Genomic DNA, 23,558 nt, shown 5'->3' with positions numbered 1-23,558 from the left:
ATCACGATCACGACGACAAGACAAGTTGAACGTCAGCGAAAGTATGAATGCGTTCGATATTCGCCAGGAATTGCGTGGATTTGCGGTACGAAATTCGGGAGGGGGAAATCCGGCCGCCGTGATCTCGTGTGCCACGCTTGACCGCATGGGACATGACGCGAGGATCGCGGTCACCGGGGTGACCGGTTATGTGGGCGGCAGGGTGGCGCGCAGGCTGGCCGAGGAGGGGGTGGCGCTCCGGCTGGTGGCGCGCGATCCGGCCCGGGTGCCGAGGCTGCCGGGAGCGGTGGTGGAGCAGGCGTCCTACGGCGACGCGGAGGCCGTGCACCACGCGGTGGCCGGGGCCGAGGTGGTGCTGATGGTGTCGGCGACGGAGGCGGCCGACCGGCTGGCCGAGCATCGGGCGTTCGTGGACGCGGCGGCGGAGGCGGGGGTGCGGCATCTGGTCTACACGTCCTTCTGCGGGGCCGGGCCGGAGGCGGCGTTCACGCTGGCGCGCGACCACTGGGCGACGGAGGAGCACATCCGGGCGTCCGGGATGGCGTTCACGTTCCTGCGGGACAACCTGTACGCGGACTTCCTGCCCGCGATGGCCGGTGACGACGGGGTGATCCGGGGACCTGCGGGCGACGGGCGGGTGGCGGCGGTGGCGCGTGACGACGTGGCCGACGCCGCGGCGGCGGTGCTGTGCGGGCCGGGGCGGCACGAGGGGGCGACGTACGACCTGACGGGGCCGCAGGCGCTGACCCTGGCCGAGGTCGCGGCCGTGCTGACAGAGGCGGGCGACCGCGAGATCACCTACCACGCCGAGACGGTCGAGGAGGCCTACCGCTCGCGGGCCTCGTACGGGGCGCCGCCGTGGCAGGTGGACGCCTGGGTGTCCACGTACACGGCGATCGCGCGCGGCGAGCTCGACCGGGTCAGCGGCGACGTCGCCCTGCTGACCGGCCACCCGGCCACCGCCCTGGCCGACCTGATCCGCCGCCTGTAGCCCCGCGCAAGCCTGTACAGCTCCGCTGAAGCCTGTACAGCTCCGCGCAAGCCCGTGCAGCTCCGCACAATGCTGGGACGGCGGAGGTCCATAGCGGAATCACAGAGGATGCAAAGCGCCCGTCCGTACGCTGCGGCCCACGGGGAGCGGAGGGCAGGCATGTTCAAGGTGCTCGGTACGTTGGAGCTGGACTTTCCTGGGGAGTGCGTCGAGATCGGCGCGGCGAAGCAGCGGGCCGTCCTGGCCGTGCTGCTGTTGCGGGCGGGGCGCCCGGTCGGCGCGGACCGGCTGATCGCGGAGGTGTGGGGTGACGCGCCGCCGCCCACCGCGCGCACGAGTCTGCGCACGTACGTCTACCGGCTGCGGCGGACGCTGGCGCCGCTGTCGGGGCCGGGGCTGCGGCTGGCCACCCGGGGCCGGAGCTATGTGCTGAGCCTGCCGGAGGACGCGCTCGACGTGAGCGTGTTCCAGCGGTCGGTGGCGGCGGCCGGGGCGGCGATGGAACGCGGGGACGCTCCCGGCGCGGCCGGGACGCTGCGTTCGGCGCTGGAGATGTGGCGCGGGCCGGTGCTGCCGGAGCTGGACCTGGAGCTCGTCCGGCAGGAGCGGCACCGGCTGGAGGAGGCCCGCGGGTACGCCCGCGAGCTGTGGCTGGAGGCCGAGCTCGGCTGCGGCAGGCACCGGCAGGCCGTGCCGGCGCTGGAGAGGTTCGTGGCGGCTCATCCGTTCCGGGAGAACGTGTGGGCGATGCTGGTCCGGGCCCTGTGGATGTCCGGCCGCCGGGCCGACGCGCTGGCCGCGTACCGGAGGGTGCGCGCGCTGCTGGCGGAGGAGCTGGGCGTCGATCCGTCGGGCGAGCTGGAACGGCTCCACCAGGACATCCTCAGCGGGCGCGAGCCCTAGCGGCGGCGGCCCCGGAGCCGCGCGGGCCCCGGGGCGCCGGCCTGAGGCCGCTACTGCGGGATGCAGGTCTTGCGGTGGTAGATGCTGCCGTCGGAGCGGCGGCACTGGTAGACGTAGCAGCACATGCCGTCACGGCAGTAGGAGCTGACGAGCTTGCAGGTGTCGGCGGCCTTCGCCGAGATGGTCGGGACGAGCAGGCCGGCGACGGCGCTGATGAGCTTCATGATCGGGTTCTCCTCAGTCTTTCGAACGCGGCCGGGGCTAGCCGCAGACCTTCTCGTAGCGGGTGCCGCACCTGTAGACGTAGCAGCACATGCCGTCGGGGTAGCAGTTCTTGGAGATCAGGACGCAGTCGGCCGCGGCGCGTGCCTTGAGGGTGGGGATGAGGCGGTCGATGAGCTTCATTTCTCTTCCTTCTTTTCGATCAGGTTCGGGGGCCTTGCGGGAGTGACCTCCTCTCCGGCCGGAGCGGGCGGATCATGACGCCGAGGAGGCTCGATCCCGGGAGCGGTCCCAGGTCCCGGGAGTCGAGGCTGACCTCGGAGTTGTCGCCCAGCACCACCACGTGTCCCGCGGGCACCGCCCCGCCGCACGGCACTCCCGGCGGGGCCGGGTCTCCGGGCAGGGCGGCGACGCGCTTGACGAGGTGGCCGGGTTCGGCGGGGTGGCGCAGGACGGCGATCTGGCCGCGGCGCAGGCGGGCCAGGCGGGTCCGGCGCAGAAGCAGGCGGTCGCCCGGCAGCAGCGCGGGCGCCATGCTGATCCCGTCGACGACCACGATCCGGTACGCGTGCCGTACCCAGGCGAGGGCGACGGCGGCGGCCACGAGCACGATGATCATCGCGGCACCGCCTGGTAGCCCTCGGCCTGGAGGCGGAACAGGCAGGCGTAGGCGCCGTCGGCGGCCATGAGCGCGTCGTGGCCGCCCCGCTCGGTGACCACGCCGTCCTCCAGGACGACGATCAGGTCGGCGTCGCGGACCGTGTTGAGCCGGTGGGAGATGAGCAGGCTGGTGCGGCCCTCGCGGTGCAGGCGCATGCGGGCGTGCACGTCGGCCTCGGCCTCCGGGTCGAGGCCGGAGCTCGGCTCGTCGAGGATCATCAGGTCCCGTCCGTCGCGGAAGAAGGCCCTGGCCAGTGCGGTCCGCTGCCACTGGCCGCCGGACAGGACGACGCCGGTCGCGGAGTCCTCCCGGTCCTCCTCGCTGAGGAACATCCGGGTCAGCAGCGTGTCGTAGCCGCGCGGCAGGCCGGACAGCAGCTCGTCCACCCCGGCCCGGCGGGCGGCGGCGCGGACGCGGTCCAGGTCGCCGAGGGCGGCGGGGTCGCCGATGCCGATGTTGTCGCGGGCGGAGAAGTCGTAGGCCATGTGGTCCTGGAAGACGCCGCTGATGCGTTGCCGCAGCTCCTCCGGCCGTACGTCGCGCAGGTCGGCGCCGTCCCAGAGGATCGCGCCCCGGCTCGGGTCGTAGAACCGGCACAGCAGCTTGACCAGCGTGCTCTTGCCGGCGCCGTTGCGGCCCACGAGTGCCACGGACGCGCCGTACGGGATGAACAGGGAGACGCCGCGCAGGATCCACGGGTGCTCGTCGCTGTAGCGGAACCACACGTCGCGCAGCTCGATGCCGCGCCGCAGGGGCGGCAGGGGGAGCGGCGCGGCCGGAACGGCGAGGTCGGGGCCGGCGTGGACCACGCTCACGTAGTGGCCGAGCAGGCGCAGGCCGTGGTGGGTGCCGGCGATGCCGGACACGAGCGTGCCGAGCGCGTTCTGGACGCCGGCGACGGCGGCGACGAACATGGTCACGTCGCCCGCGCTGAGCCGGCCGGCGAGCGCGGCGTGCCCGGCCCAGAGCAGGCCGCCGCCCGCCGCCAGCGCCGACAGCAGGGCGAGCGCGCCCTCGGCCGAGAGCTCGCGCCGGTCCATCCGCCGCTTGGCCGTGTCGGCGGCGCGCAGCTCGGCCATCATCCGGTCGCGCAGGAGCGGCCCGCTGCCGAACAGCCGGATCTCCTTGGCTGCCTCGATCGTGCTGAGCAGGCTGCCGTAGAAGAACTGCCGCCGTTCGGCGGGGCCGATCTCCCACAGCATGGCCGCGCGCCGCCGCGACAGGCGGAGCTGGGCGACGAGGGCGGGGACGGCGACGGCGGTCACGATCGCGGTCATGGCGGGGCTGATGACGAGCAGCGAGCCGACGAACCCGGCCAGCACGAGCGCGGAGCGGACCAGGCCGAACGCCCCGGTGACGAGGCCGCCCGCCTGGGCGGCGCCGTCCTGGGCCAGGCGGAGCCCGTCGAGGACACGCGGGTCCTCGAAGCGGCGCAGCCCGGCGAAGCCCGCCGTCGCGGTGAACAGGCGCTCGGTCGTGCCGGCCGCCACCTCGCGGCCGATCTGGTTGCCCAGGTAGCGGGACAGGTGGGGCAGCACGGCGAGGGCGGTCCCGGCGGCGGCCAGGCCGGCGAGGGCGGCCGTCAGCGGGCCGGAGGCCCCGGTGAGGATGTCGATCACCAGCTTGGTGAGCCAGGCCACGGCGACCGGCGTCGCGGCCTCGGCGAGCATGACCAGGACGTACGCGGCGGCCGGGCGGCGGGCGCGGCTCCAGGCGATGCGGGCCGCCTCGCGCGCCGACGCGGTCAGCCGGATCTCGTCGCCCGTCATGCGACCGGGATGGCGTCGAGGTCGCCGGCGAGCACGGTGCCGTCGCCGCCGACGAGGAAGACCGCGGGGAACGCGGCGACCTGGAAGGCGCGCTGGACGGGGCCGCCGGGGCCTTCGACGACGACGCGGGCGGCGCCGGCGAGCCGGGCGGCGTAGCCTTCCGCGTCCTCGGCGCGTACCGCGTGGACGACGGCGAGGCAGTCGTGGGGCAGCGCGCCCGCCCGCGCCACGAACCGGGGCAGCAGGTCCTCGCACGGTTCGCAGCCGGGGGTGAAGAAGCCGACGAGCGTCGGCCCGGTCAGCAGCTCGCGGGCGACGGGCCGGCCCTCGGTGTCCTGGGCGGTGAAGCCGCCGACGGGGTGCCCGACGGGGACGCCGCGGGCGGGGGCGTCGAACTGGCGCAGGCGGCGGATGAGCCCGGCGGTCAGCGCCAGGTTGAGCAGTGACAGCACGCCCAGCAGGACGACGGCGGCGACCAGGTACTGCATCAGACGCTCCTCACGTTTCCGGGAAGGACGATCAGCAACGCGGCGCCCGCCACGCCGGCGAAGGCGGCCACGGCGAGCCCGCCGGCCGTCGCGTCCGGATGCACGGCGGGCACGGCGGGCACGGCGGATACGGCGGCCCAGCCGAGCGCGGCGACGGCGAGCAGCAGGCCGTTGCGCACCAGGTGCGCGGGGCCCAGCGGCCCGGAGGCGGCGCCGAAGCAGCGGCACTCCACGCGCGAGCGGCGGCTCTTGACGATCACCGCGCAGAACCCGAGCAGCAGGGCCGCGGCCAGGGCGAACCCGGCGCGCGGCAGGAACATCAGCGCGGCCACCGACGCCTCGGCCACGGCCACCGCCCCCGCCGCCAGGGACGCGACGCCTCTCGGCACCAGCCGGAGCGCCGCCACGGACGCGGCGAAGGCCGCCGGATCGCGCAGCTTCGTCAGGGCCGCCACGGCGAACACGGCGCCGATCAGCACCTGGCAGGACAGGAGTGCGTAAGCCACGCCACCAAGGTGCGCGCGGCCGGTAGCGCCGCTGTAGCGGGGCTGTAGCACGGCACGTTAGTGAACGTTGCGTTTCTTATGAGTGACGCCTATGCTCGATAGAGAACGGTTCGTTCTCTAAGGGGGGATCGGCGTGGCACTCGTGCTGGCGGGCCTGATGCTCGCGATGCTGCTCGGCGCGCTCGACCAGACGATCATGGCCCCCGCCCTGCCCGCCGTCGCCGGGAGCCTCGGCGGGCTGGACGAGATGCCCGCCGTCGTGACCGCCTACCTGGCCGCCGCCACCGTCGTCATGCCCGTGTACGGCAAGCTGGGGGACCGGTTCGGCCGCAAACCGGCGATGCAGGTGGCGATCGTGGTGTTCGTGACCGGGGCGGTGCTGTGCTCGCTGGCCGCGACGATGCCGCAGTTCATCGTCTTCCGGGCGATCCAGGGCGCCGGGGGCGGCGGGCTGATGATCGGCGCCCAGGCGATCATCGGCGAGATCGTCAGCCCCCGCGAACGAGGCCGCTACCTGGGCCTGATCGGCGCCATGTACGTCGTGGCCGCGGTCGGCGGGCCGCTGGTCGGCGGGCTCTTCATCGACACGGTCGGCTGGCGGTGGATCTTCGCGCTCCACCCGCCGCTGGGCGTGCTGGCCTTCGCCCTGCTGACGGCCGCGCTGCGGCTGCCCAGGCCGGTCTCCCGCGCGCCCATCGACTACGCCGGGGCCCTCACGCTGGCCGTGGCCGTCATCGGGGTCGTGCTGCTGGGGCAGAGCGGCAACCCGTGGTTCCTGGCCGTGTCGGCGGCCGGGGCGGCGGCCTGGCTGGTGAGTGCGCGCCGGGCCGCCGATCCGATCCTGCCGCTGCGGCTGTTCCGGGACCGGGCGTTCGCCGTGCCGGTCGCGATCAGCCTGCTCGTCGGCTTCGCCCTGTTCGGCACGCTCACGTACCTGCCCGCCTACCTGCAGATCGCGCTGGGCACCAGCGCGACGCAGGCGGGGCTGCTGGTGACGGCGCTGATGGGCGGCGTGCTGGTCACCACCGTCGGGTCCGGCCGGCTGATCACCAGGACCGGCCGCTACAAGGGCTACCCGGTCGCCGGGACGGCGGTGGCCGCAGCCGGGCTGGCCGCGCTGCCGCTCACCGGCCACCGGGCCGCGGCGCTGGCGGGCGTGATGCTCGTCATCGGGCTCGGCGTCGGCCTGGTCATGCAGGTCATGGTCCTGGCCGCGCAGAACTCCGTGGACTACGCCGACCTCGGGACGGCCACGTCGGCGGTGACGTTCCTGCGCCAGGTCGGCGCGTCGGCCGGGGTCGCGCTCGTCGGCGCGCTGATCACCGCCCAGGTGCCCGGGGCGTCCGACCCGTCGCACCTGCCCGCCGCGGCCAGGGCGGCCTTCGCCGACGCCGTCCCGCCCGTGTTCGCCGCCATGGCGCCGCTGCTCGGGCTGGCCTTCCTGCTCGCGCTGGCGCTGCCCGCGCGACCCCTACGCACCACCGCGCACGCCGAGGAGAGATCATGAGACTCGTCGCACCCCTGCGGTCCTTCGGCCGCGCCGACCTGGCGTCGGCAGGCGGCAAGGGGGCCAACCTGGGCGAGCTGACGGCGGGCGGGTTCCCCGTCCCCGACGGCTTCGTCGTCACCACCGACGCCTACGCGCTGGTCGCCTCGGGCCTGACCGCCCGGGACGACGTCGAGCGGGCCGAGGTCCCGGCCGAGCTGCGCCGGGAGATCGCGGCGGCGTACGAGGAACTGGGCGGCGGGCCGGTGGCCGTGCGGTCCAGCGCCACCGCCGAGGACCTGCCGGGCGCCGCGTTCGCCGGCCAGCAGGACACCTACCTCAACGTGGTCGGCGAGCAGGCGCTCCTCGACGCCGTACGCCGCTGCTGGGGCTCGCTGTGGACGGACCGGGCGCTCGCCTACCGCGACAGGCTCGGCATCGACCACGGCGAGGTGCGCATCGCGGTCGTCGTGCAGCGGATGGTCGAGGCGGAGGCCGCGGGCGTGATGTTCTCCGCCGACCCGGTCACCGGCGAGCGCGGCCACCTCGTGGTCGACGCGAGCGCCGGGCTGGGCGAGGCCGTCGTGTCCGGGCTCGTCACCCCCGACCACTACGTGCTCACCCCGGACGGCCGGGTGGTGGACTTCCGGCCGGGCCGCCGCGAGGTGGTCGTCCGGGGCACGGCGGGCGGCGGCGTCGTCCACGAGCGCGGCGACGGCACGCCCGGCGAGCGGCTGCCCGCCGCCGCCCTGCGCGAGCTGGCCGCGCTCGGCACCCGGGTCGCCGCCCACTTCGGCCGCCCGCAGGACATGGAGTGGACCTACGCGGGCGGCCGGATCAGCCTGGTCCAGGCCCGCCCGATGACCGCGCTGCCGCCGCCGCCCGTGGGCCGGCTCAACCCGCTGCAGCGCAAGCTCCTGGCGGTCCTGCTGGAGTACGTGCCCGTGCGCCCCTACCCGATCGACATGACGACCTGGGCCCCGTACGGCCCGGCCGGGCTGATGGCGCGGGTGACCGCGTACTTCGGGCTGCGCGGCGCCTTCGAGGGGTTCCTGGAGGAGCGCGACGGCGTCGTCTACCGGCTCAGGCCGCCCCGGCCGCGTCCCACCGCGCGCCTGCTCAGCACCCCGTTCCGGTTCCTGGCCAAGGCCAGGCGGTACGATCCCGCGCGCTGGACCGAGGACCCGCGCCTGCCCGCGTTCATGCGCGCGACCCGGGAGCTGAACGAGCTCGACCTGGCCGCGCTGCCCTGGTCCGAGCTCGTCCGGGTGCCGCGCCGGGCGCTCGACGCCGTCCAGCCCATCGCCGGCGTGCGCATCGACTACCTGCCGGGGGCCGGCCGGGCGCTGGTGCGGCTGCTGCTGGCGCTCAAGCTGCGCCGCAGGGGCAGGCTGTTCGGCGACCTGATCACCGGGGCGCGCACCCGCACCTCCGACGCCAACGACGCGCTGGCCGCGCTGGCGGCGGAGGGGCCGGACGGGCCGCGGTTCGAGGAGATGTTCCGGGCGTTCCTCGCCGAGTACGGCCACCGCGAGACCGCGACCCCGCTCCTCGTCACGCCGCCGACCTGGGCCGACGCCCCGCAGACCGTGCTGGACCTGGTCAAGGTGCTGGCCGCCGGGCCGCCCGCGCCGGAGCCGCCCGGCGGCGACGCGCTCGGGCGGCTGCTGGCCTCGCTGCGGTCGCCGCGAGCGAAGGCGAAGCTGGCCCGGCTGGTGCGCGACGCCCGCGCGGGGGTCGCCTTCCGCGAGGACAGTCACTTCTACTTCACGATGCCGCTGCCGGTCCTGCGCAGGTCGCTGCTGGAGCTGGGCCGCAGGCTGTTCGAAGACCCGCGGGACGTCTTCCACCTGCGGCTGGAGGAGCTGGAGGCGATCGGCGACCCGGCCACGGCGGACCTGCGGGCGCTGCGGTCGGCGGTGACCGCCCGCGCCGCCAGGCGGGAGGAGCTGGCCGGGGTGCGGCTCATCGACCCCAGGGCGATCTACCCGGTGCGCGCGACCGGCGACGCGCTGGCCGTCGGCGCGCCCGCCGGCGCGGGCGTCGCCACCGGCCCGGTCAAGGTCATCCGCGACCCGTCGGAGTTCGGCAAGCTCGACGGCGGCGACGTGCTGGTCTGCCCCTACACGAACCCGTCGTGGACGCCGCTGTTCCAGCGGGCCGCCGCCGTCGTGGTCGACGCGGGCGGCAGCGCCTCGCACGCCGCGATCGTGGCCAGGGAGTACGGCATCCCCGCGGTCATGGGCACCGGCGACGGCACCACGGTCCTGGCCGACGGCCGTCTGGTGACGGTCGACGGAGACGCCGGGCTCGTCACGGCGGCAGCCCCCCAGGACGCCTGACAGGATGGCTCACATGGTCACCGACCACCGCAAGCTGCCCCGGCGCCGCGGCGAGGAGCTGAGCGCCGCCATCTACCGGGCGACGCTCGACGAGCTCGCCGAGTCCGGCTACGCCCGGCTGACCATGGAACGGGTCGCCGAGCGGGCCAGGGCCAGCAAGGCGTCGCTCTACCGCCGCTGGCCGACCAGGGTCGCCCTGGTCATGGAGGCCGTCTACCACTCGCTGCCCGACGCGGCCGACGTGCCCGACAGCGGCAGCCTGCGCGAGGACCTGCTGGCGACGCTGCGCCGGATGGCGGCGGCGCTGTCGGGGCCGGCCGGTGAGGCCATGCGCGGGCTGCTGAGCGAGGCGCTGCGCGACGAGTCGAGCGCCGCGGCGTTCCGGGCGGCCTCGCAGGGCACCGGCCGCAAGATCCTCGCCGAGATCGTCCGGCGGGCGGCCGAGCGCGGCGAGGTCGATCCGGCCGACGTCACGCCGCGCCGCCTGGACGCCGGTCAGGCCCTGCTGCGGCACCACTTCCTCTTCCAGGGGCCGCCCATCCCCGACCAGCTCCTGATCGACATCGTGGACGAGGTCGTCGTCCCGCTGCTCACCGCAGGCCGATCGCCCCGCCCATGACCCGCATCGCGTGGTCGAAGGCCGTGTGCCGGTCCTCGATCGTGTTCGTGAACTGGCCGAACAGCTCGAAGCTGACCCATCCGTAGAGGCCCGTCCACGCCGCCAGGCAGCGGAACACCACGTCGTCGGGCACGCCCGGCATGAGCTCGCGCACCCGTTCGGCGTCCTCGCGCAGCGGCGCCGGGGGAGCGGGCGCCAGGGCGGGCGGGTCGACGGCGCCGGCCGCCTGGGCCTGCGAGACGATCCGGCCGAGCACCGCCACGTCGCGCACGCGGGCGGCGACCGTGTCCTGCGGAGCCTGGTAGCCGGGCACCGGCGAGCCGTAGAGCAGCGCGTACTCGTGGGGGTGCGCCAGCGCCCAGGTGCGCACCGCGTGGCAGGCGGCCAGCCAGCGGCCCGCGTAGTCGTCGTCCGGGCAGGCGGCGTCGGCCTGCTCGACCGCCTCGCCGAGGGCGTTGTAGCCGTCGATGATCAAGGTGGTCAGCAGGTCGTCGCGGCTGGGGAAGTAGCGGTAGACGGCCGACGACACCATGCCCATCTCGCGCGCCACCGCGCGCAGCGACAACCCGCCCGCGCCCTCGGTGGCGAGCTGTCGGCGGGCGATGTCGGCGATCTCCCTGGTGAGCTCGGCTCTGACACGTTCTCTGGCAGTACGGCTCGCTGTCATGTCCGCCACGTTAGCAGAGCACCGAGAAAAAACGAGAGCACTGCTCTTGACGACTGTCGCTCTCTTGAGAGAGCATTGCTCTCGTAAGCGAACGCCAGTCACCGGAGGTAATGATGATCGCCAAGGGCGCCAACATGGTCCTGATGTTCCTGCTGGAGCTCGGCGTGATCGCCTCCGCCGGCTACTGGGGCTTCACGCTCCACGCGCACTGGGTCGTCAAGGTGGTCGCCGGGCTCGGCGCGCCGGCGCTGTTCATCACCGCCTGGGCGCTGTTCGGCGCGGGGGGCGGCGCCAACGCCACCTTCCCGCTCACCGGCGCCGGCCGGGTCGTCCTGGAGATCCTCTGGTTCGGCGGCGGCGCCCTGGCCCTGTACGCGGCGGGCCAGGCCCGCGCGGCCGCCGTCTTCGCCGCCCTCTTCGTCGTCAACGCGGTCCTCCGCATCGTCTGGAAGCAGGTCTGATCATGGGAAAGCACGTCGTGGTGGGCTCCGGCCAGGTCGGCACGCACCTGGCCGGCAAGCTCCTCGCCCAGGGACACGAGGTCACCGTGGTGACCCGCTCGGGCCGCGGCCCGGCCGGAGCCGTCAAGGTCGCGGCCGACGTCGCCGACAGCGCCCGCCTCATCGAGGCCACCCGGGGCGCGGACGTCCTCTACAACTGCGTGAACCCGCAGTATCACCGCTGGCTCACCGACTGGCCGCCGATGGCCGCCTCGTTCCTGGCCGCCGCCGAGGCGACCGGCGCCGCGTACGTCATGCTGGGCAACCTCTACCCGTACGGTCCCGTCACCGGTCCGATGACCGAGGACCTGCCGCTCGCCTCCACCAGCCCCAAGGCGCGGGTGCGGGCCACGATGTGGGCCGACGCGCTGGCCGCGCACCGGGCGGGCCGGATCCGGGCGACCGAGGTGCGCGCCTCCGACTACTTCGGCCCCGGCGCGACCGACCAGTCCTACTTGGGCGAGCGCTTCCTGCCGGCGCTGCGGGCGGGCCGGACCGTCCAGCTGGTCTTCCCGGCCGACATCCCGCACAGCTGGACGTACCTGCCCGACGTGGCCGACGCGCTGATCGTCGCGGGCGGCGACGAGCGCGCCTGGGGCCGGCCGTGGCACGTGCCGACCGCCGAGCCGCAGAGCTTCCGCCAGATCGGCCGGCGCATGGCCGCGCTGCTCGGCCTGCCCGAGCCCAGGATGACCACGCTGCCGTGGCCGCTGGTGCGCCTGACCGGGCTGTTCTCGCCCATGATCGGCGAGCTCCGGCACACCCGCTACCAGTTCACCGCCCCGTACGAGCTCGACTCCTCGGCCTTCCAGCGGACGTTCGGCGTCGCGCCCACGCCCCTGGACGAGGCGCTGAAGGCTACGCTCGAGGCGTGAAGATTGCCATGATCGGCCTGGGCGACATCGCGGCGAAGGCCTACCTCCCGGTGCTGGCCGCGCAGCCCGGCCTCGACCTCCACCTGTGCACCCGCGACAGCGCGAAGCTGGACCGGCTCGGCGACGCCTACCGGATCGCCGACCGGTCCACCTCCGTCGACGAGGTGATCAAGGCGGGGGTCGACGCGGCGTTCGTGCACGCCGCCACCGCCGCCCACCCGGAGCTGGTCGAGCCGCTGCTCACCGCCGGGGTGCACGTCTACGTGGACAAGCCGATCGCCGACAACCTGGCCGACTGTGAGCGGCTGGCCGCGCTGGCGCGGGCCGAGGGACGGTCGCTGATGACCGGCTTCAACCGGCGTCACGCCCCCGGCTACACGGGGCTGGCCGAGCTGCCCCGGCACCTGGTGCTGATGCAGAAGAACCGGGAGAACCACCCCGACGTCGTCCGGCGGGCGATCTTCGACGACTTCATCCACGTCGTCGACACGCTCAGGTTCCTGGCCCCCGGCCCGGTCACCGGCACCACCGCCCGCACCCGCGTGCGCGACGGCCTGCTGGAGCACGTCGTGCTGGAGCTGACCGGCGACGGCTTCACCGCCATCGGCGTGATGAACCGGGTGAGCGGCGCCGGCGAGGAGAGCTGCGAGGTCATGGGGGCGGGCGTCAAGCGCCGGGTGGACAACCTCGGCGACGTGACCGACTACGCCGGCGGCGAGATCCGCACCCGGCGGCCCGACTGGGTGCCGGTCGCCCGGCAGCGCGGCATCGAGCAGGTCACGCTGGAGTTCCTGGCCGCCGTCCGCGACGGCCGCGTCCTCTCCGCCGACGACGCGCTCGTCACCCACGCCCTGTGCGAGGAGATCGTCACCGCTTCCTGAGCAGCATCGCCTCGTCGGCCTCGGCCAGCATCCGGGTGAACGACCTGTCGCCGAGCCGGGTGAGCACGGTGAACCCCTTGCGGTCGCGCAGCGGGCTGGAGGACGACACCACGCCCGCGATCGCGCCGCCGTGCAGCGCCGGGCCGCCGCTGCCGCCCGCCGCCGCGTGGCAGTTGCGCGTCACGAGCACGCCCGGCCCCCGAGCCGGACCGTCGGACGTGCCCTCCACCGCGTCGCCCAGGCAGTGGTACATCCGGGTCCCCGGATACCGCTTGCCCGCCGGATAGCCGAGCAGCTCCAGCCCCCGCAGCGAGCTGCCCCTGCTGGTCGGCAACGGGCGCAGGCCCGGCCCGGTGACCTCCTCCAGCGCCTGCTGCTCCACCGTCGCCACCCCGACGATCCCCACGTCGTACGGGAGCAGCTTGGCGGAGTAGGGCCGGTCCCGGTAGCGGGCCGGCACCCAGGTGCGCACCGCCGGCCACACGCCCAGCGGCGGGCTGCCCCGGTCGTAGCCCGGCAGGAACGCGAGCTGCTTGAGCGGCCTGCCCTGGTTGTACAGGCAGTGCGCCGCCGTCAGCACCAGGCTCCGGCTCCGGCTGCCGATCACCGATCCGCCGCACATCAGGTGGGTGCCCGTGACGGGATCCCGCCCCACCAGCACCCCCGTCAGCCGCCGCGCTCCGGTGTACGGGCGCGGCACGGGGGCGAAGCCGAGACGGTCACCCCCCGGGGTGAGCACCTTGCGCACCGGGATGCTGCGCTGGGAGACGTCAGCGGCGACGGTGGGGTCGAGCAGGGCCAGAGTAAGCACCAACCTGAGCACCCACCTACTTCTAGCAGCAAACGATCAGCCCGCTGACCTGCGACATCAAGGTTTACTAAGCCATGTACTGGGCGCCCAGCGCACGCAGCCTGGCGTGCGCCGACTCGTACACCGAAGGGGTGCCGAGGTAGGCCTTGGGCAGTTTGGCGACCATCGTGTAGTTGGCGTCGCACACGTTGCCGACCGGCGCCTGCCCGGCCTGGCTGACGAGCTGGTAGGCGTCCAGCTCGTCGAGCCCGGTCAGCGACGACGTCCAGGTGACCAGGTCGTGCTGGCTGATGCGGTAGGCGTCCTCCAGCGGCCGGGCCGAACCGGTCGTCATCAGGTGCAGGTCGTCCTCCAGCCTCGGCCACGGCGTCGCCACGCCCTTGATCAGCTCGACCGCGACCACGGTGTTCATGGCCGCCTCGACGGCGGTGCCGCACACCTCGCCGTGCCCCTGGAGCCCGTGGCCGTCACCGATGGAGAACAGCCCGCCCTCCACGTTGACGCCCAGGTAGACGGTGACGCCCGCGCGCAGCTCCGGCGTGTCCATGTTGCCGCCGTGCGCGTCGGGGACGATCGTCATGCGGGACTCGTTCGCGCCGGGCGCCACGCCCACCGTGCCGTGCATCGGGTCGAGCGGCAGCTCCACCCGGAAGTCGCTGTTACGAGCTTGGTAGACGGCCACGCCCTTGGCCACGTCCAGGTCGTACCACCAGACCCGCTCCTCCAGCGGAGGCTGGAGCATGGCCGTGGTGTGGGTGCCGGTCAGCGCGCCGAAGTGCGGGAACGTGCTCGAAACGGCCCAGTCCCTGGCCGGGGTGATGGACACGAAGTGCAGCGCCAGCGTGTCGCCGGGCTCGGCCCCCTCGACGTGGAAGGGGCCGGTGACCGGGTTGAGATAGGGGAACTCGCACACCTGTGACGGCAGGTCGTCCACCGACCGGACGCGGCCGGCGAAGCAGTCCTCGGTGAACAGCTCCAGGATCGTGCCGGGCCGCACCTTCCCGACGGGGGCCCGTCCGCCGAAGGTGTAGCTGTACTCCTCGGGGGAGGGGCGGTAAGAGATGACGTTCAAGAGACCTCCGAGGGCAGGACGGGACGGCGGCCCGTCGAGTAGAGAACCAGCGCCACGATCAGCCCGATCCCGAGCCAGACGAACCCGAGCACCTGGGCGGCCACCGAGGCGTTGATGACGACCAGCACCAGCACGGCGAACCCGATCACGGGGACCAGCAGGTGCGCGGCCCAGTTGCGGCTGCGCTGCCGCACGACATAGTGCACCACGACCGCGACGTGCAGAAGCAGGAACGCCGTCATGGCGCCGAAGTTGATGAGCGAGCTGAGCAGCGAGATCGCGTCGGCGTAGAAGCTCAGCCCGACGCCCAGCACCAGCGTGATCAGCGCGACGGAGAAGGTGGCGTTGACGGGCACCTTGTGCTTGGGGTCGACGCGGGCCAGGAACGAGGGGAGCTGCCGGTCGCGGGCCATCGCGAACAGCAGCCGCGAGGTGGCCGCCTGGGCGACGAGTGAGTTGGCGAAGCCCCACGCGATCGCGGTGGCCACCGCGCACAGCACGCCGAGCCAGGCGCCGCCGGCGTACGTGGCGGTGTCGTAGAAGGCGTTGTCGACGTTGGCGCCGGGCACGAGGGCGGCGCGGTCGGGCACGAGCAGGGCCGCCACCCAGGTCTGCACCACGAACAGCACGGCCGCCAGCGCCAGCGCGGCGACCATGGAGCGGCCCAGGCGCCGGGCGTCCTCGCGGTTCTCCTCGGCGAGCGTGGAGATGCCGTCGAAGCCGAGGAACGACAGCACGGCGACCGAGGCGGCGCCGAAGACCAGCGTCCAGGAGAACGCCGAGGAGTCGAAGACCGGCGTGAGCGCCCCGGCCGTGCCCTTGCCCTGCGCCAGCGCGATGCCGCCGATCACCAGGAAGATCGCCAGGACGACGAGCTCGGCGGCCAGCATGATGCGGGTGATCCGGGCGGTCATCTGGATGCCGAGCCGGTTGATCACGGTGTTGAGCACGATGAAGACGATCAGCCAGGCCCACACCGGCACGGCGGGCACGAAGGAGTGCATCGCGGCGCCGGCGACCATGTAGAGCAGGGTCGGCACGAGCAGGTAGTCCAGCAGGATCACCCAGCCGGCCATGAACCCGACGGGGGCGGCGATGCCGCGGCCCGCGTAGGTGTAGACCGAGCCGGCCATCGGGAACGCCTTGGCCATCTGGGCGTAGGACAGCGCGGTGAACGCCATCGCAACCAGGCCGATGATGTAGGCGAGCGCGACCATGCCGCCGGACGAGGCGAAGACGGTGCCGAAGATGCCGAACGGCGCAATCGGCACCATGAAGATCAGACCGTAGATCATCAGGTCGGCGAACCCGAGGGAGCGCTGGAGCTCCTGCCGGTAGCCGAACTGTTCGATGGTGCTCATGAACGGCTCCTTCAATGTGCTGGGGGTGATGAGCACATTAGAGGGTGAAGCTTTCTATTGAAAAGGTTTCTCTAGAAAGAAATCAAGGCCGTCCGCCCTGCCCAGATGCACCTGACGGCGCACCTGCCGGTTCAGCAGCGTCAGCGGCCCCCGCGCGCTGGTGATCGTGGTGCCGTCGGCCACGGCGTCGACCTCCGGCACCGCCAGCGAACCCGCCCGGGACGCCAGCGCCGCCAGCATCGCCACCGCCTCGTAACAGCCCTGCCCGTGGGCGTTGAGCATCGGCGCCTGCGGCCCGAACCTGGCCGCGTAACGCTCGGCGAAGTCCAGGCTCGCGTCGGTGCCCAGGCCGTTGAAGTAGCCCATCGACGCGTACAGCTCGCCGGTGCCGTCACCGCCGATGCCGAGCAGCCCGTGCTCCTCCAGTGCCCCGCACAGCCGGGCCGAGCCCAGCCCGCTGGCCGCGTAGGCCCGGTTGAAGTCCACCAGGTCGCTGCCGATCAGCGTCAGCAGGATCGCGTCCGGCCGGGTGTCGGCCACCCGGTCGAGCCAGCGCGTCGCCTCCCCGTGACGGACGAACCGCTCGCCCACCACCCGCGCGCCCGCAGCCCGCAGCCGGGCCCGCGCGCTCGCGTGCACCAGCCGGGGCCACACGTAGTCGTTGCCCAGCAGGAACCAGCGCCGCGCCCCCCGCGCCCCCGCCAGCCACTCGATCCCGGGCGCGAGCTGCCTGCCGGGGGTCTCGCCCAGGAAGAAGACGCCCGGCGCGTGCCCGATCCCCTCGTACGGCGGCGCGTACACGAACGGGGCCCGGCCGCCGATCGCCCGCACCACCGCCACCCGCACGTCACTGGCGTGGGATCCGGCCACCGCCTCCACGGCGCCCGACCGGACCAGCTCGCCCACCTCGGCGGCGACCACCGGAGCGGCCCGGCCGCCGTCGACCAGCACCAGCTCGACCGGCCTGCCCAGCATCCCGCCCGCGGCGTTGACCTCGCCGGCCGCCATCAGGGCGCAGTTGATCGCGCAGGGCCCCACCAGCCCCAGCACCCCCGACACGGGCACCACGAGCGCGACACGCAACGCGCCGGAGGGGAGGAGCCGGGCCTCGAGAGGATCGACGATCGCCGCCACCCGACGAGTATCCTCCTGGAAAGCACCCGGGTGAAAGGACCTTGTTCAATGACCGCCACCGGGCTCGGGTCCTCTCTCGCGTACCTCCTCAGCAGCGCCGAGCGGAGCGTCAACCGAGGGCTGGCCGCCGCCCTCGCCGGCGAGGACGTCACCGTCGAGCAGTGGCGCATCCTGCGCGCGCTCGCCGACGGGCGCGGCCACTCGATGGGCGAGCTGGCGGCGGCCGTGCTCATGCCGCACCCGACGCTGACCAAGGCCGTCGACCGGCTGATCGAGCGGGCCCTGGTCTACCGCGGCCCCTCGGCGGGCGACCGGCGCAGAGTGGCCGTGTTCGTCGCCGGCCGGGGCGCCGACCTGCTGGCGCGGGTGGACGGGGCGGTGGCCGAGCACCACCGCCTCATCGCCGACGCCCTCGGCCACGACCGCATGGAGCGGCTGATGAGCGACCTGGAGTCGCTCGTGGCCGAGCTCGACCGCTAACGGGTCACGGGTAGAGGCCGCGCATCTGGTGCGCCTCGGCGACCCGGCCCACGCCGATGACGTGCGCCGCCTGCCGGAGCGTCAGCCCGCGCTCGGCGGCCATCGACTTGACCTCGCCGTAGGCGCTCTCCATCAGGTCCTTGAGCTTGCGGGCGACCTCGCCCTCGCTCCAGGAGAAGGCCTGCATGTTCTGCACCCACTCCAGGTAGGACACGATGACGCCGCCCGCGTTGGCCAGGATGTCCGGCACCACGACGGTGCCGTTGGCGGCCAGGATCTCGTCGGCCTCCGGCGTGGTGGGGCCGTTGGCGCCCTCCACGATCAGCCGGGCGCGCACCCGCGCCGCGTTGGCCTCGGTGATGACGCCCTCGAGCGCCGCCGGGACCAGGATGTCCACGTCGAGCTCGAACAGCTCGTCGTGGCCCAGCGCGTCGGCGTCGCGGTAGCCCAGCACCTGGCCGGTCTCGGCCACGTGCGCGCGCAGCGCGGCGACGTCGAGGCCGCCGGGCGCGTGGACGGCGCCGGTCACGTCGGAGACGGCCACGACCTTGCAGCCGGCGTCGGACAGATACTGCGCGGCGAGCGCGCCGACCTTGCCGAAGCCCTGCACGGCCACCGTCACGCCCTCGGGCGCGTGGCCCAGCGCCGACAGCGCCGCGATCTGGACGCCGCGCGAGGTCGCTCCCGCCCGGCCCAGCGAGCCGCCGAGCTGCATCGGCTTGCCGGTCACCACACCGGGCACCGCGTAGCCGGCGTTGACGCTGTAGGTGTCCATGATCCAGGCCATGGTCTGCTCGTCGGTGCCGACGTCGGGGGCCGGGATGTCCTTCTCCGGGCCGATCATCGGCAGGATCTCGTTGACGTAGCGGCGGGTCAGCCGCTCCAGCTCGCGGGTGGTCAGCGTGCCCGGATCGACGGCGACGCCGCCCTTGGCGCCTCCGTACGGGATGCCGACCAGCGCGCACTTCCACGTCATCCACATGGCCAGTGCGGTGACCTCGTGGATGTCGGTGCCCGGATGAAAGCGGATGCCGCCTTTGGCCGGGCCGCGCGAGACGTTGTGCTGCACCCGGAAGCCCTGGACGACGTCCATGCGGCCGTCCTCGCGCCGGACCGGGACCGAGACGGTCAGCGACCGGCGGGGCGTGGCGAGCATCGTACGGAGCCCGTCGTCGAGCCCGAGGTGCTCGGCCGCCTGGCCGAGCTGGTGAAGAGCGGAATCCAGGGCCTGGCGGCCAGGGGTGGTCTGTGCCGGCGTCTTTGACGGCACCATGACGCTCATGAAGAGGTCCTCCTGTTATGGACGCCCGATGTCTGGGTAAAGCGCCGTTGCCTAACCCTTTTGGGCGTACTTGTCGTGATCAGCCTAGAGGGGGTGTCTGGAGTTGCCTAGTGCTCGATATGCGACACTCTGGCAGGCTTGTGGCCCAGAGTGTGCCGAACTGTCGAACCGGGGGGTGTGATGCCCGCACTGGTGGTCGGGCCGATGTTGCGCTACGTCGATTCTGCCAGCGCCTCGATCTTCGTGGAGGCCGAAGCGCCGTGTACGGTCACCGTGGAGGCAGGCGGTCGGCCGTACAAGTCGCCCACCTTCACCGTCCACGGTCACCATTACGCGATTGTCGACATCACTGATATTTCCCAGGATGTCATCACGTATTCCGTGCGACTTGACGGTGACCAGGTGTGGCCGCCGGAAGGACGGCCGGAGAGCCGGATCCGGCGGCTGCCCGAGAGCGGGCCGCGCTCGCTGGCGTTCGGGTCGTGCCGGACGAGCGTGCCGCACGACACCGCGCACGTCCTCACCCACGGTCACGACGTGCTGCGCGCCTACGGCTGCCACCTGGCGCGGGCGGACGAGGAGGAGTGGCCCGACCTGCTCCTGCTCCTCGGCGACCAGGTCTACGCCGACAGCCCGTCGCCCGAGATGCTCGAGTTCATTCGTGCCCGCCGCGACACCGAGCCGCGCGACGAGATCGCCGACTTCGAGGAGTACGCCGAGCTCTACCGCCAGGCGTGGACCGACCCGGAGATCCGCTGGCTGCTGTCCACCGTGCCGACCGCGATGATCTTCGACGACCACGACCTGCGCGACGACTGGAACACCTCCAAGACCTGGCGCGAGGAGATGGCCGCGACGAGCTGGTGGAAGCGCCGGGTGGTGGCCGGGCTGGGGGCGTACTGGGTGTACCAGCACCTGGGCAACCTGTCGCCCGCCGAACGGGCTGCTGACCCGCTTTATCGTGATTTGTCGGGTGCTGATGGCGACGGGGCGGCCGCGCTCGACGCCTTCGCCGCCCTGGCCGACGCCGAGCCGTCCAGCAACCGGTGGAGCTACGCCCGCGACCTCGGCCCGTCCCGGCTCATCATGATCGACACCCGGTGCGCCAGGCAGCTCACGCCCGGCGACCGGCGCATGCTCGACCCGGCCGAACAGGCGTGGCTGGAGGAGCAGGTGTCCGCGCCCGCCGAGCGGCTGATCATCGGCTCGTCCATCCCGTTCCTGCTGCCCGAGGGCGTCCACGGCGTGCAGAACTGGAACGAGGCCCTGTGTGACGGCGCCTGGGGACGCACGGTCGCCCGCCTGTCGGAGCGCTTCCGTCAGGCGGTCGACCTGGAGCACTGGGCGGCGTTCCGGCGCTCGTTCGACGACCTGGCCAGGCTGTTCGCCGGGCTGGGCAAGCCGGTGCTCATCCTCTCGGGCGATGTGCACTACTCCTATGTCGCCAAGGCCCGCAAGGCGCCGGTCTACCAGGTGGTCTGCTCGCCGATCCGCAACCCGCTCAGCCGGCTGCTGCGCTGGGCCAACGTCTTCACCCAGTTCGGCATCGCCACGCTGGTCGGCGGGCTGCTGGCGCGCTCGGCCCGCATCCCGCGCCCGCCGTTCAGGTGGCGGGTGGTGGCCGGGCCGTGGTTCCAGAACGCGCTGGCCACGCTCAAGCTGCCCGAGGCCCGCGCCACCTGGCTCCAGTCGACCGGCGAGGAGGTCAAGGAACTCGGCACTGTACAATTGGAATGAAAACCATTATCGTCTCGGCGTCATGAATCAGTATGACGTCGCCGTGCCCTTCTACGACCTGTGGCACGAGGACGGCCACGTGCCCGCCGCCCGCGCCGCCCTCCCGCCCGTGCTGGCGCGGGTGCGCGGGCCCGTGCTGGAGATCGGCGCGGGCACCGGCCTGATCACCGAGGTCATCGCCGCCGCCACCGGCGGCGAGATCTTCGCCGTCGAGCCCGCCGCCGGCATGCGCGCCGTGCTCGTCTCCCGCCTCGCCCAGCGGCCCGGCCTGCTGGAGCGCGTCACCGTGCTGCCGTACGGGGCCCTCGACGCGGACGTCGACGAGCCGGTCGGCGCCGTCGTCATGATCGCGGTGCTCCAGGCGTTCGACGCCGCCACGCGCCCGCGGCTCTGGGAGACGCTGGCCCGCCAGCTCCGGCCGGGTGGGCTGCTCGTGTTCGACCGCCGCGAGCCCGCGCCCGCCGTCCCCGGCGAGCCGGAGCTCCTGGGCTCCTACCGCGTCGGCAGGCACCGCTACGAGGTGCACGGCCACCTCCTGGCCGCCGAGGGCGAGCTGACCCGCTGGCGCTTCCGCTACGTGGTCACCCAGCGCGGCGTCGTCATCGGCGAGGACGAGGTCATCAGCGAGAGCCACCGCCCCACCCGCGCCCGCCTCGACGCCGAGCTCACCGCCGCCGGGTTCACCCGCGCCGACGCCCCCGGCGGCCTGGACGTCTGGCGGTTCGCGAAATAGTCGGAACCGTGGTCCCCGGTGCGGCCAAGAACCAGATGACCGCATGAGAGAGGACCGACGACGTGGTGGGTGTGCAGGAAGTGTCAGAGGCGCTGGACGACTCCGCGCTGATCGGGCGTTCACGCGACGACCCGGAAAGCTTCGCGGCTCTGTTCGACCGGCACGCCGACGAGATCCACCGCTACGCGGCCCGGCGCCTCGGCCCCGAACTGGCCGAGGACGTCACCGGCGAGGTGTTCCTGGTGGCCTTCCGCCGCCGGGCCCGCTACGACCCGGCCTGGCCCGACGCCAGACCCTGGCTGTACGGGATCGCCACCCGGATCGTCGCCCAGCACCGCAGGGCCGAACGGCGGCGCAACCACGCCCTGGCCAAGGTGAGCCCGGAACGGCCGGGCACCTTCGACGAGCGCAGCGCCGACCGCGTCACCGCCGAGCAGCTCCAGCCCCGGCTCGCCAAGGCGCTGACCGCGCTCAGCGCCGCCGAGCGCGACCTGCTGCTGCTCGTCGCCTGGGCCGACCTCACCTACGAGGAGGCGGCCCTCGCCCTCGGCGTCCCCGTCGGCACCGTGCGGTCCAGGCTGCACAGGCTCCGCGCCAAGGTGCGCAGGGCACTCGGCGGCAACGATCCCTTCGCAGCAGAGGAGCCCCGGCATGGATGAGGAGTTCAAGGAGTTCGCGGACGGCCGCCCGGCGGTGCCGCCCTACCCGCCCGAGGCCCGTTTCCGGGCCCGCGAGGCGCTGATGCGCGAGGCGCGCCGGGGGAGGGGGCTGCGGCTGCCCAGGTTCGGCTGGCAGGCCGTGGCCGCCTTCGGGGTGACGGTCACCCTGGTCGGGGGCGTCGCCGTGGCCCTGTCCGGGCAGAACGGGCAGTCGCCGGTCGCCGGCAGCTCCGTCACGCGGGCCGCCGCGCAGTTCTTCCCCGAGCTGCGGCCCCGGCCCGGCCAGTTCATCCTGATCGAGTCCGACACCATGTACGCCTCGTTCCAGGCCGGGGAGGACGGCGAGGAGAGCCGCCACCTCTACCGGACGCACCGGAAGATCTACCGGTCGGTGGACGGGAGCGCGGACGGGCTGCTGTACATCGAGGGACGGCCGCCCGAGCCGTGGCCCGGCCGGGAGCTGCCCGCCGTGGCCCACGACTGGAAGGGCTCCGGCTGGAACCGGCTCGCGTCCTGCCCCGGCCGGATGGGGGACCAGCGTGACGACTACGCCTACCTGAGCGGGCTCGACGCGGCCGCCCTGCGCGCACTGATCCGCCGCGACGCGCCGCCCGGCAAGGCCGACGCCGCCCAGCAGGCGTTCGACGCGGCGGCCGAGCTCGTCCGCGAGAGCTACCTGCCCAGGGCGCAGCGCGAGGCGCTGTTCCAGGAGATCAAGGCGATCCCCGGCGTGACGGAGGCCGACGGGGTGGCCGACTCCGCCGGGCGACGCGGTGTGGCCCTCGGGCTGCCCGCCTCGGACGGGACCCTGCGGCAGCTCATCTTCGACCGCGGCACGTACAGCCTCCTCGGCGAGCGTGCCACGGTCGTGGACGCCCGCGCGGCGGAAGCGCCGGAGGGAAGCCTGCTCGCGCACACCGCCCAGCTCAACGTCACCGTCGTCGACCGGCTGCCCGAGGTGGACTCCCCGGACGGGGACGACAGCTGCGAGGGCCCCGACGAATCCGCGTCCCCGGCCCCGACGGAGGACGTCCCGGCGGAGGACGTCCCGACGGAGACCGCCGCCCCGGCGGAGGACGCGCCGACGGAGGACGTCCCGACGGAGACCGCCGCCCCGGCGGAGGACTTCCCGGCGGCCGAGCCGACCCCCATCCCGTCGGAGTCCCGCCCGGAGGTCCCGGCGGAGGACTTCCCCGTGGACGAGTCGGCGTCCCCCACCCCGGCCGGCCCCATGCCCACCCCTACCGGCTGACCCCCACGACCCTCCTGGGGAGAGCCGCCTCGCCCCCGTCACGGCCCGTCTCCTTGGGAGAGGGCCGTAACGGGGGATGGCGCATTCACGGGCGGGAGGGCCCCTCACCTCCGCTGGTGGGAGGGCG

25 protein-coding genes are annotated in these 23,558 nt (G+C 73.5%); 13 read left to right on the top strand and 12 right to left on the bottom strand.

Going from position 1 to position 23,558, the window contains the following annotated elements; translation table 11 throughout:
* Nucleotides 1–145: 145 nt before the first annotated feature.
* Nucleotides 146–991 (top strand): SDR family oxidoreductase, encoded by an 846-nt coding sequence (locus AB0G11_RS10070; protein WP_219507535.1) that lies wholly within the window; start codon nt 146–148, stop codon nt 989–991.
* Between the two features lie 159 nt (nt 992–1,150).
* Nucleotides 1,151–1,894 carry a BTAD domain-containing putative transcriptional regulator gene (locus tag AB0G11_RS10065; protein ID WP_357585129.1) on the top strand — a complete coding sequence of 248 codons (744 nt, stop codon included), beginning with the start codon at nt 1,151–1,153 and terminating at the stop codon, nt 1,892–1,894.
* Between the two features lie 50 nt (nt 1,895–1,944).
* Here AB0G11_RS10065 and AB0G11_RS10060 read toward each other — a convergent pair whose 3' ends face one another.
* From AB0G11_RS10060 to AB0G11_RS10035, 6 genes are read right to left on the bottom strand one after another with little or no spacing between them, the layout of a single operon-like run.
* Nucleotides 1,945–2,118, bottom strand: a complete 174-nt coding sequence (locus AB0G11_RS10060) for a hypothetical protein (protein WP_219507538.1) — start codon at nt 2,116–2,118, stop codon at nt 1,945–1,947.
* Nucleotides 2,119–2,155: 37 nt separating this feature from the next.
* The gene (locus AB0G11_RS10055) at nt 2,156–2,299 is read right to left on the bottom strand and encodes a hypothetical protein (RefSeq protein WP_219507539.1); all 144 of its coding nucleotides are present in this window, start codon (nt 2,297–2,299) and stop codon (nt 2,156–2,158) included.
* A gap of 19 nt (nt 2,300–2,318) precedes the next feature.
* Complete coding sequence (gene lepB / locus AB0G11_RS10050) at nt 2,319–2,735, bottom strand: signal peptidase I (RefSeq protein WP_219507541.1); 417 nt, start codon at nt 2,733–2,735, stop codon at nt 2,319–2,321.
* Nucleotides 2,732–4,546, bottom strand: coding sequence for an ABC transporter ATP-binding protein (locus tag AB0G11_RS10045; RefSeq protein ID WP_357585127.1), 1,815 nt, complete (start codon nt 4,544–4,546; stop codon nt 2,732–2,734). Before AB0G11_RS10045 ends, lepB begins: the two co-directional genes overlap by 4 nt.
* Nucleotides 4,543–5,034 (bottom strand): TlpA disulfide reductase family protein, encoded by a 492-nt coding sequence (locus tag AB0G11_RS10040; RefSeq protein WP_357585125.1) that lies wholly within the window; start codon nt 5,032–5,034, stop codon nt 4,543–4,545. The genes AB0G11_RS10045 and AB0G11_RS10040 overlap by 4 nt, the downstream gene beginning before the upstream one ends.
* Nucleotides 5,034–5,540, bottom strand: a complete 507-nt coding sequence (locus tag AB0G11_RS10035; RefSeq protein WP_357585123.1) for a MauE/DoxX family redox-associated membrane protein — start codon at nt 5,538–5,540, stop codon at nt 5,034–5,036. Before AB0G11_RS10035 ends, AB0G11_RS10040 begins: the two co-directional genes overlap by 1 nt.
* 133 nt (nt 5,541–5,673) lie before the next feature.
* On the opposite strand from AB0G11_RS10035, the gene AB0G11_RS10030 reads away from it, so the two are divergent.
* The 3 genes from AB0G11_RS10030 to AB0G11_RS10020 are packed head-to-tail and all read left to right on the top strand — an operon-like array spanning nt 5,674 to nt 9,987.
* Nucleotides 5,674–7,047: an MFS transporter gene (locus tag AB0G11_RS10030; RefSeq protein ID WP_357585121.1), complete on the top strand. Its 1,374-nt coding sequence runs from the start codon at nt 5,674–5,676 to the stop codon at nt 7,045–7,047.
* Nucleotides 7,044–9,368 carry a PEP/pyruvate-binding domain-containing protein gene (locus AB0G11_RS10025; protein WP_357585119.1) on the top strand — a complete coding sequence of 775 codons (2,325 nt, stop codon included), beginning with the start codon at nt 7,044–7,046 and terminating at the stop codon, nt 9,366–9,368. Before AB0G11_RS10030 ends, AB0G11_RS10025 begins: the two co-directional genes overlap by 4 nt.
* Nucleotides 9,369–9,381: 13 nt before the next feature.
* Nucleotides 9,382–9,987: a TetR/AcrR family transcriptional regulator gene (locus tag AB0G11_RS10020; RefSeq protein WP_357585117.1), complete on the top strand. Its 606-nt coding sequence runs from the start codon at nt 9,382–9,384 to the stop codon at nt 9,985–9,987.
* Here AB0G11_RS10020 and AB0G11_RS10015 read toward each other — a convergent pair.
* The gene (locus tag AB0G11_RS10015) at nt 9,959–10,654 is read right to left on the bottom strand and encodes a TetR/AcrR family transcriptional regulator (protein WP_219507547.1); all 696 of its coding nucleotides are present in this window, start codon (nt 10,652–10,654) and stop codon (nt 9,959–9,961) included. The genes AB0G11_RS10020 and AB0G11_RS10015 overlap by 29 nt on opposite strands.
* Before the next feature lie 110 nt (nt 10,655–10,764).
* On the opposite strand from AB0G11_RS10015, the gene AB0G11_RS10010 reads away from it, so the two are divergent.
* The 3 genes from AB0G11_RS10010 to AB0G11_RS10000 are packed head-to-tail and all read left to right on the top strand — an operon-like array spanning nt 10,765 to nt 12,910.
* Nucleotides 10,765–11,115: a YrdB family protein gene (locus AB0G11_RS10010; RefSeq protein ID WP_219507548.1), complete on the top strand. Its 351-nt coding sequence runs from the start codon at nt 10,765–10,767 to the stop codon at nt 11,113–11,115.
* Between the two features lie 2 nt (nt 11,116–11,117).
* On the top strand, nt 11,118–12,029 hold the full coding sequence (locus AB0G11_RS10005) for an NAD-dependent epimerase/dehydratase family protein (protein ID WP_219507549.1): 912 nt from the start codon (nt 11,118–11,120) through the stop codon (nt 12,027–12,029).
* Nucleotides 12,026–12,910: a Gfo/Idh/MocA family oxidoreductase gene (locus AB0G11_RS10000; protein ID WP_357585115.1), complete on the top strand. Its 885-nt coding sequence runs from the start codon at nt 12,026–12,028 to the stop codon at nt 12,908–12,910. Before AB0G11_RS10005 ends, AB0G11_RS10000 begins: the two co-directional genes overlap by 4 nt.
* On the opposite strand, the gene AB0G11_RS09995 is transcribed toward AB0G11_RS10000, so the two are convergent.
* From AB0G11_RS09995 to AB0G11_RS09980, 4 genes are read right to left on the bottom strand one after another with little or no spacing between them, the layout of a single operon-like run.
* A complete protein-coding gene (locus AB0G11_RS09995; RefSeq protein WP_357585113.1) occupies nt 12,897–13,733 on the bottom strand; it encodes a trypsin-like serine protease in 837 nt (278 codons plus the stop codon). The genes AB0G11_RS10000 and AB0G11_RS09995 overlap by 14 nt on opposite strands.
* A gap of 55 nt (nt 13,734–13,788) precedes the next feature.
* Nucleotides 13,789–14,793 carry an acetamidase/formamidase family protein gene (locus AB0G11_RS09990; RefSeq protein WP_219507554.1) on the bottom strand — a complete coding sequence of 335 codons (1,005 nt, stop codon included), beginning with the start codon at nt 14,791–14,793 and terminating at the stop codon, nt 13,789–13,791.
* Entirely contained in the window at nt 14,790–16,154 is a 1,365-nt protein-coding gene (locus AB0G11_RS09985; RefSeq protein ID WP_219507556.1) for an APC family permease, read from the bottom strand. The genes AB0G11_RS09990 and AB0G11_RS09985 overlap by 4 nt, the downstream gene beginning before the upstream one ends.
* 54 nt (nt 16,155–16,208) lie before the next feature.
* Nucleotides 16,209–17,288 carry a substrate-binding domain-containing protein gene (locus AB0G11_RS09980; RefSeq protein ID WP_219507557.1) on the bottom strand — a complete coding sequence of 360 codons (1,080 nt, stop codon included), beginning with the start codon at nt 17,286–17,288 and terminating at the stop codon, nt 16,209–16,211.
* Nucleotides 17,289–17,336: 48 nt separating this feature from the next.
* Between AB0G11_RS09980 and AB0G11_RS09975 the strand changes: the two genes are divergently transcribed.
* Nucleotides 17,337–17,768, top strand: coding sequence for a MarR family transcriptional regulator (locus AB0G11_RS09975; RefSeq protein ID WP_357585111.1), 432 nt, complete (start codon nt 17,337–17,339; stop codon nt 17,766–17,768).
* Nucleotides 17,769–17,772: 4 nt separating this feature from the next.
* Here AB0G11_RS09975 and AB0G11_RS09970 read toward each other — a convergent pair whose 3' ends face one another.
* Nucleotides 17,773–19,050, bottom strand: coding sequence for a Glu/Leu/Phe/Val dehydrogenase (locus tag AB0G11_RS09970; protein ID WP_357585109.1), 1,278 nt, complete (start codon nt 19,048–19,050; stop codon nt 17,773–17,775).
* A gap of 381 nt (nt 19,051–19,431) precedes the next feature.
* Between AB0G11_RS09970 and AB0G11_RS09965 the strand changes: the two genes are divergently transcribed.
* The 4 genes from AB0G11_RS09965 (at nt 19,432) to AB0G11_RS09950 (ending at nt 23,431) form a co-directional block, all read left to right on the top strand.
* Nucleotides 19,432–20,787: an alkaline phosphatase D family protein gene (locus tag AB0G11_RS09965; RefSeq protein WP_308125858.1), complete on the top strand. Its 1,356-nt coding sequence runs from the start codon at nt 19,432–19,434 to the stop codon at nt 20,785–20,787.
* 22 nt (nt 20,788–20,809) lie between these two features.
* Complete coding sequence (locus AB0G11_RS09960; RefSeq protein ID WP_219507564.1) at nt 20,810–21,520, top strand: class I SAM-dependent methyltransferase; 711 nt, start codon at nt 20,810–20,812, stop codon at nt 21,518–21,520.
* A 71-nt stretch (nt 21,521–21,591) separates the two neighbouring features.
* Nucleotides 21,592–22,179 (top strand): RNA polymerase sigma factor, encoded by a 588-nt coding sequence (locus AB0G11_RS09955; RefSeq protein WP_357585107.1) that lies wholly within the window; start codon nt 21,592–21,594, stop codon nt 22,177–22,179.
* The gene (locus tag AB0G11_RS09950) at nt 22,172–23,431 is read left to right on the top strand and encodes a CU044_5270 family protein (RefSeq protein ID WP_357585105.1); all 1,260 of its coding nucleotides are present in this window, start codon (nt 22,172–22,174) and stop codon (nt 23,429–23,431) included. Before AB0G11_RS09955 ends, AB0G11_RS09950 begins: the two co-directional genes overlap by 8 nt.
* Nucleotides 23,432–23,558: the final 127 nt, after the last annotated feature.

It is taken from the genome of Nonomuraea sp. NPDC023979, from assembly GCF_040639085.1.
Classification (GTDB): domain Bacteria; phylum Actinomycetota; class Actinomycetes; order Streptosporangiales; family Streptosporangiaceae; genus Nonomuraea; species Nonomuraea ceibae.
Note: the sequence above shows the minus strand (reverse complement) of the source record. Positions and strands in the feature narration are given on the sequence as shown.

Excerpts from the sequence above, each read along its gene's own strand:
- AB0G11_RS09975 (WP_357585111.1), top strand. The coding sequence starts at position 17,337 with ATGACCGCCACCGGGCTCGGGTCCTCTCTCGCGTACCTCCTCAGCAGC.
- AB0G11_RS10065 (WP_357585129.1), top strand. The coding sequence starts at position 1,151 with ATGTTCAAGGTGCTCGGTACGTTGGAGCTGGACTTTCCTGGGGAGTGC.
- AB0G11_RS09950 (WP_357585105.1), top strand. The coding sequence starts at position 22,172 with ATGGATGAGGAGTTCAAGGAGTTCGCGGACGGCCGCCCGGCGGTGCCG.
- AB0G11_RS10025 (WP_357585119.1), top strand. The coding sequence starts at position 7,044 with ATGAGACTCGTCGCACCCCTGCGGTCCTTCGGCCGCGCCGACCTGGCG.
- AB0G11_RS10055 (WP_219507539.1), bottom strand. The coding sequence starts at position 2,299 with ATGAAGCTCATCGACCGCCTCATCCCCACCCTCAAGGCACGCGCCGCG.
- AB0G11_RS10010 (WP_219507548.1), top strand. The coding sequence starts at position 10,765 with ATGATGATCGCCAAGGGCGCCAACATGGTCCTGATGTTCCTGCTGGAG.
- AB0G11_RS10070 (WP_219507535.1), top strand. The coding sequence starts at position 146 with ATGGGACATGACGCGAGGATCGCGGTCACCGGGGTGACCGGTTATGTG.
- AB0G11_RS10040 (WP_357585125.1), bottom strand. The coding sequence starts at position 5,034 with ATGCAGTACCTGGTCGCCGCCGTCGTCCTGCTGGGCGTGCTGTCACTG.
- AB0G11_RS10045 (WP_357585127.1), bottom strand. The coding sequence starts at position 4,546 with ATGACGGGCGACGAGATCCGGCTGACCGCGTCGGCGCGCGAGGCGGCC.
- AB0G11_RS10005 (WP_219507549.1), top strand. The coding sequence starts at position 11,118 with ATGGGAAAGCACGTCGTGGTGGGCTCCGGCCAGGTCGGCACGCACCTG.
- AB0G11_RS09985 (WP_219507556.1), bottom strand. The coding sequence starts at position 16,154 with ATGAGCACCATCGAACAGTTCGGCTACCGGCAGGAGCTCCAGCGCTCC.
- lepB (WP_219507541.1), bottom strand. The coding sequence starts at position 2,735 with ATGATCATCGTGCTCGTGGCCGCCGCCGTCGCCCTCGCCTGGGTACGG.
- AB0G11_RS09960 (WP_219507564.1), top strand. The coding sequence starts at position 20,810 with ATGAATCAGTATGACGTCGCCGTGCCCTTCTACGACCTGTGGCACGAG.
- AB0G11_RS10020 (WP_357585117.1), top strand. The coding sequence starts at position 9,382 with ATGGTCACCGACCACCGCAAGCTGCCCCGGCGCCGCGGCGAGGAGCTG.
- AB0G11_RS10015 (WP_219507547.1), bottom strand. The coding sequence starts at position 10,654 with ATGACAGCGAGCCGTACTGCCAGAGAACGTGTCAGAGCCGAGCTCACC.
- AB0G11_RS09970 (WP_357585109.1), bottom strand. The coding sequence starts at position 19,050 with ATGAGCGTCATGGTGCCGTCAAAGACGCCGGCACAGACCACCCCTGGC.
- AB0G11_RS10060 (WP_219507538.1), bottom strand. The coding sequence starts at position 2,118 with ATGAAGCTCATCAGCGCCGTCGCCGGCCTGCTCGTCCCGACCATCTCG.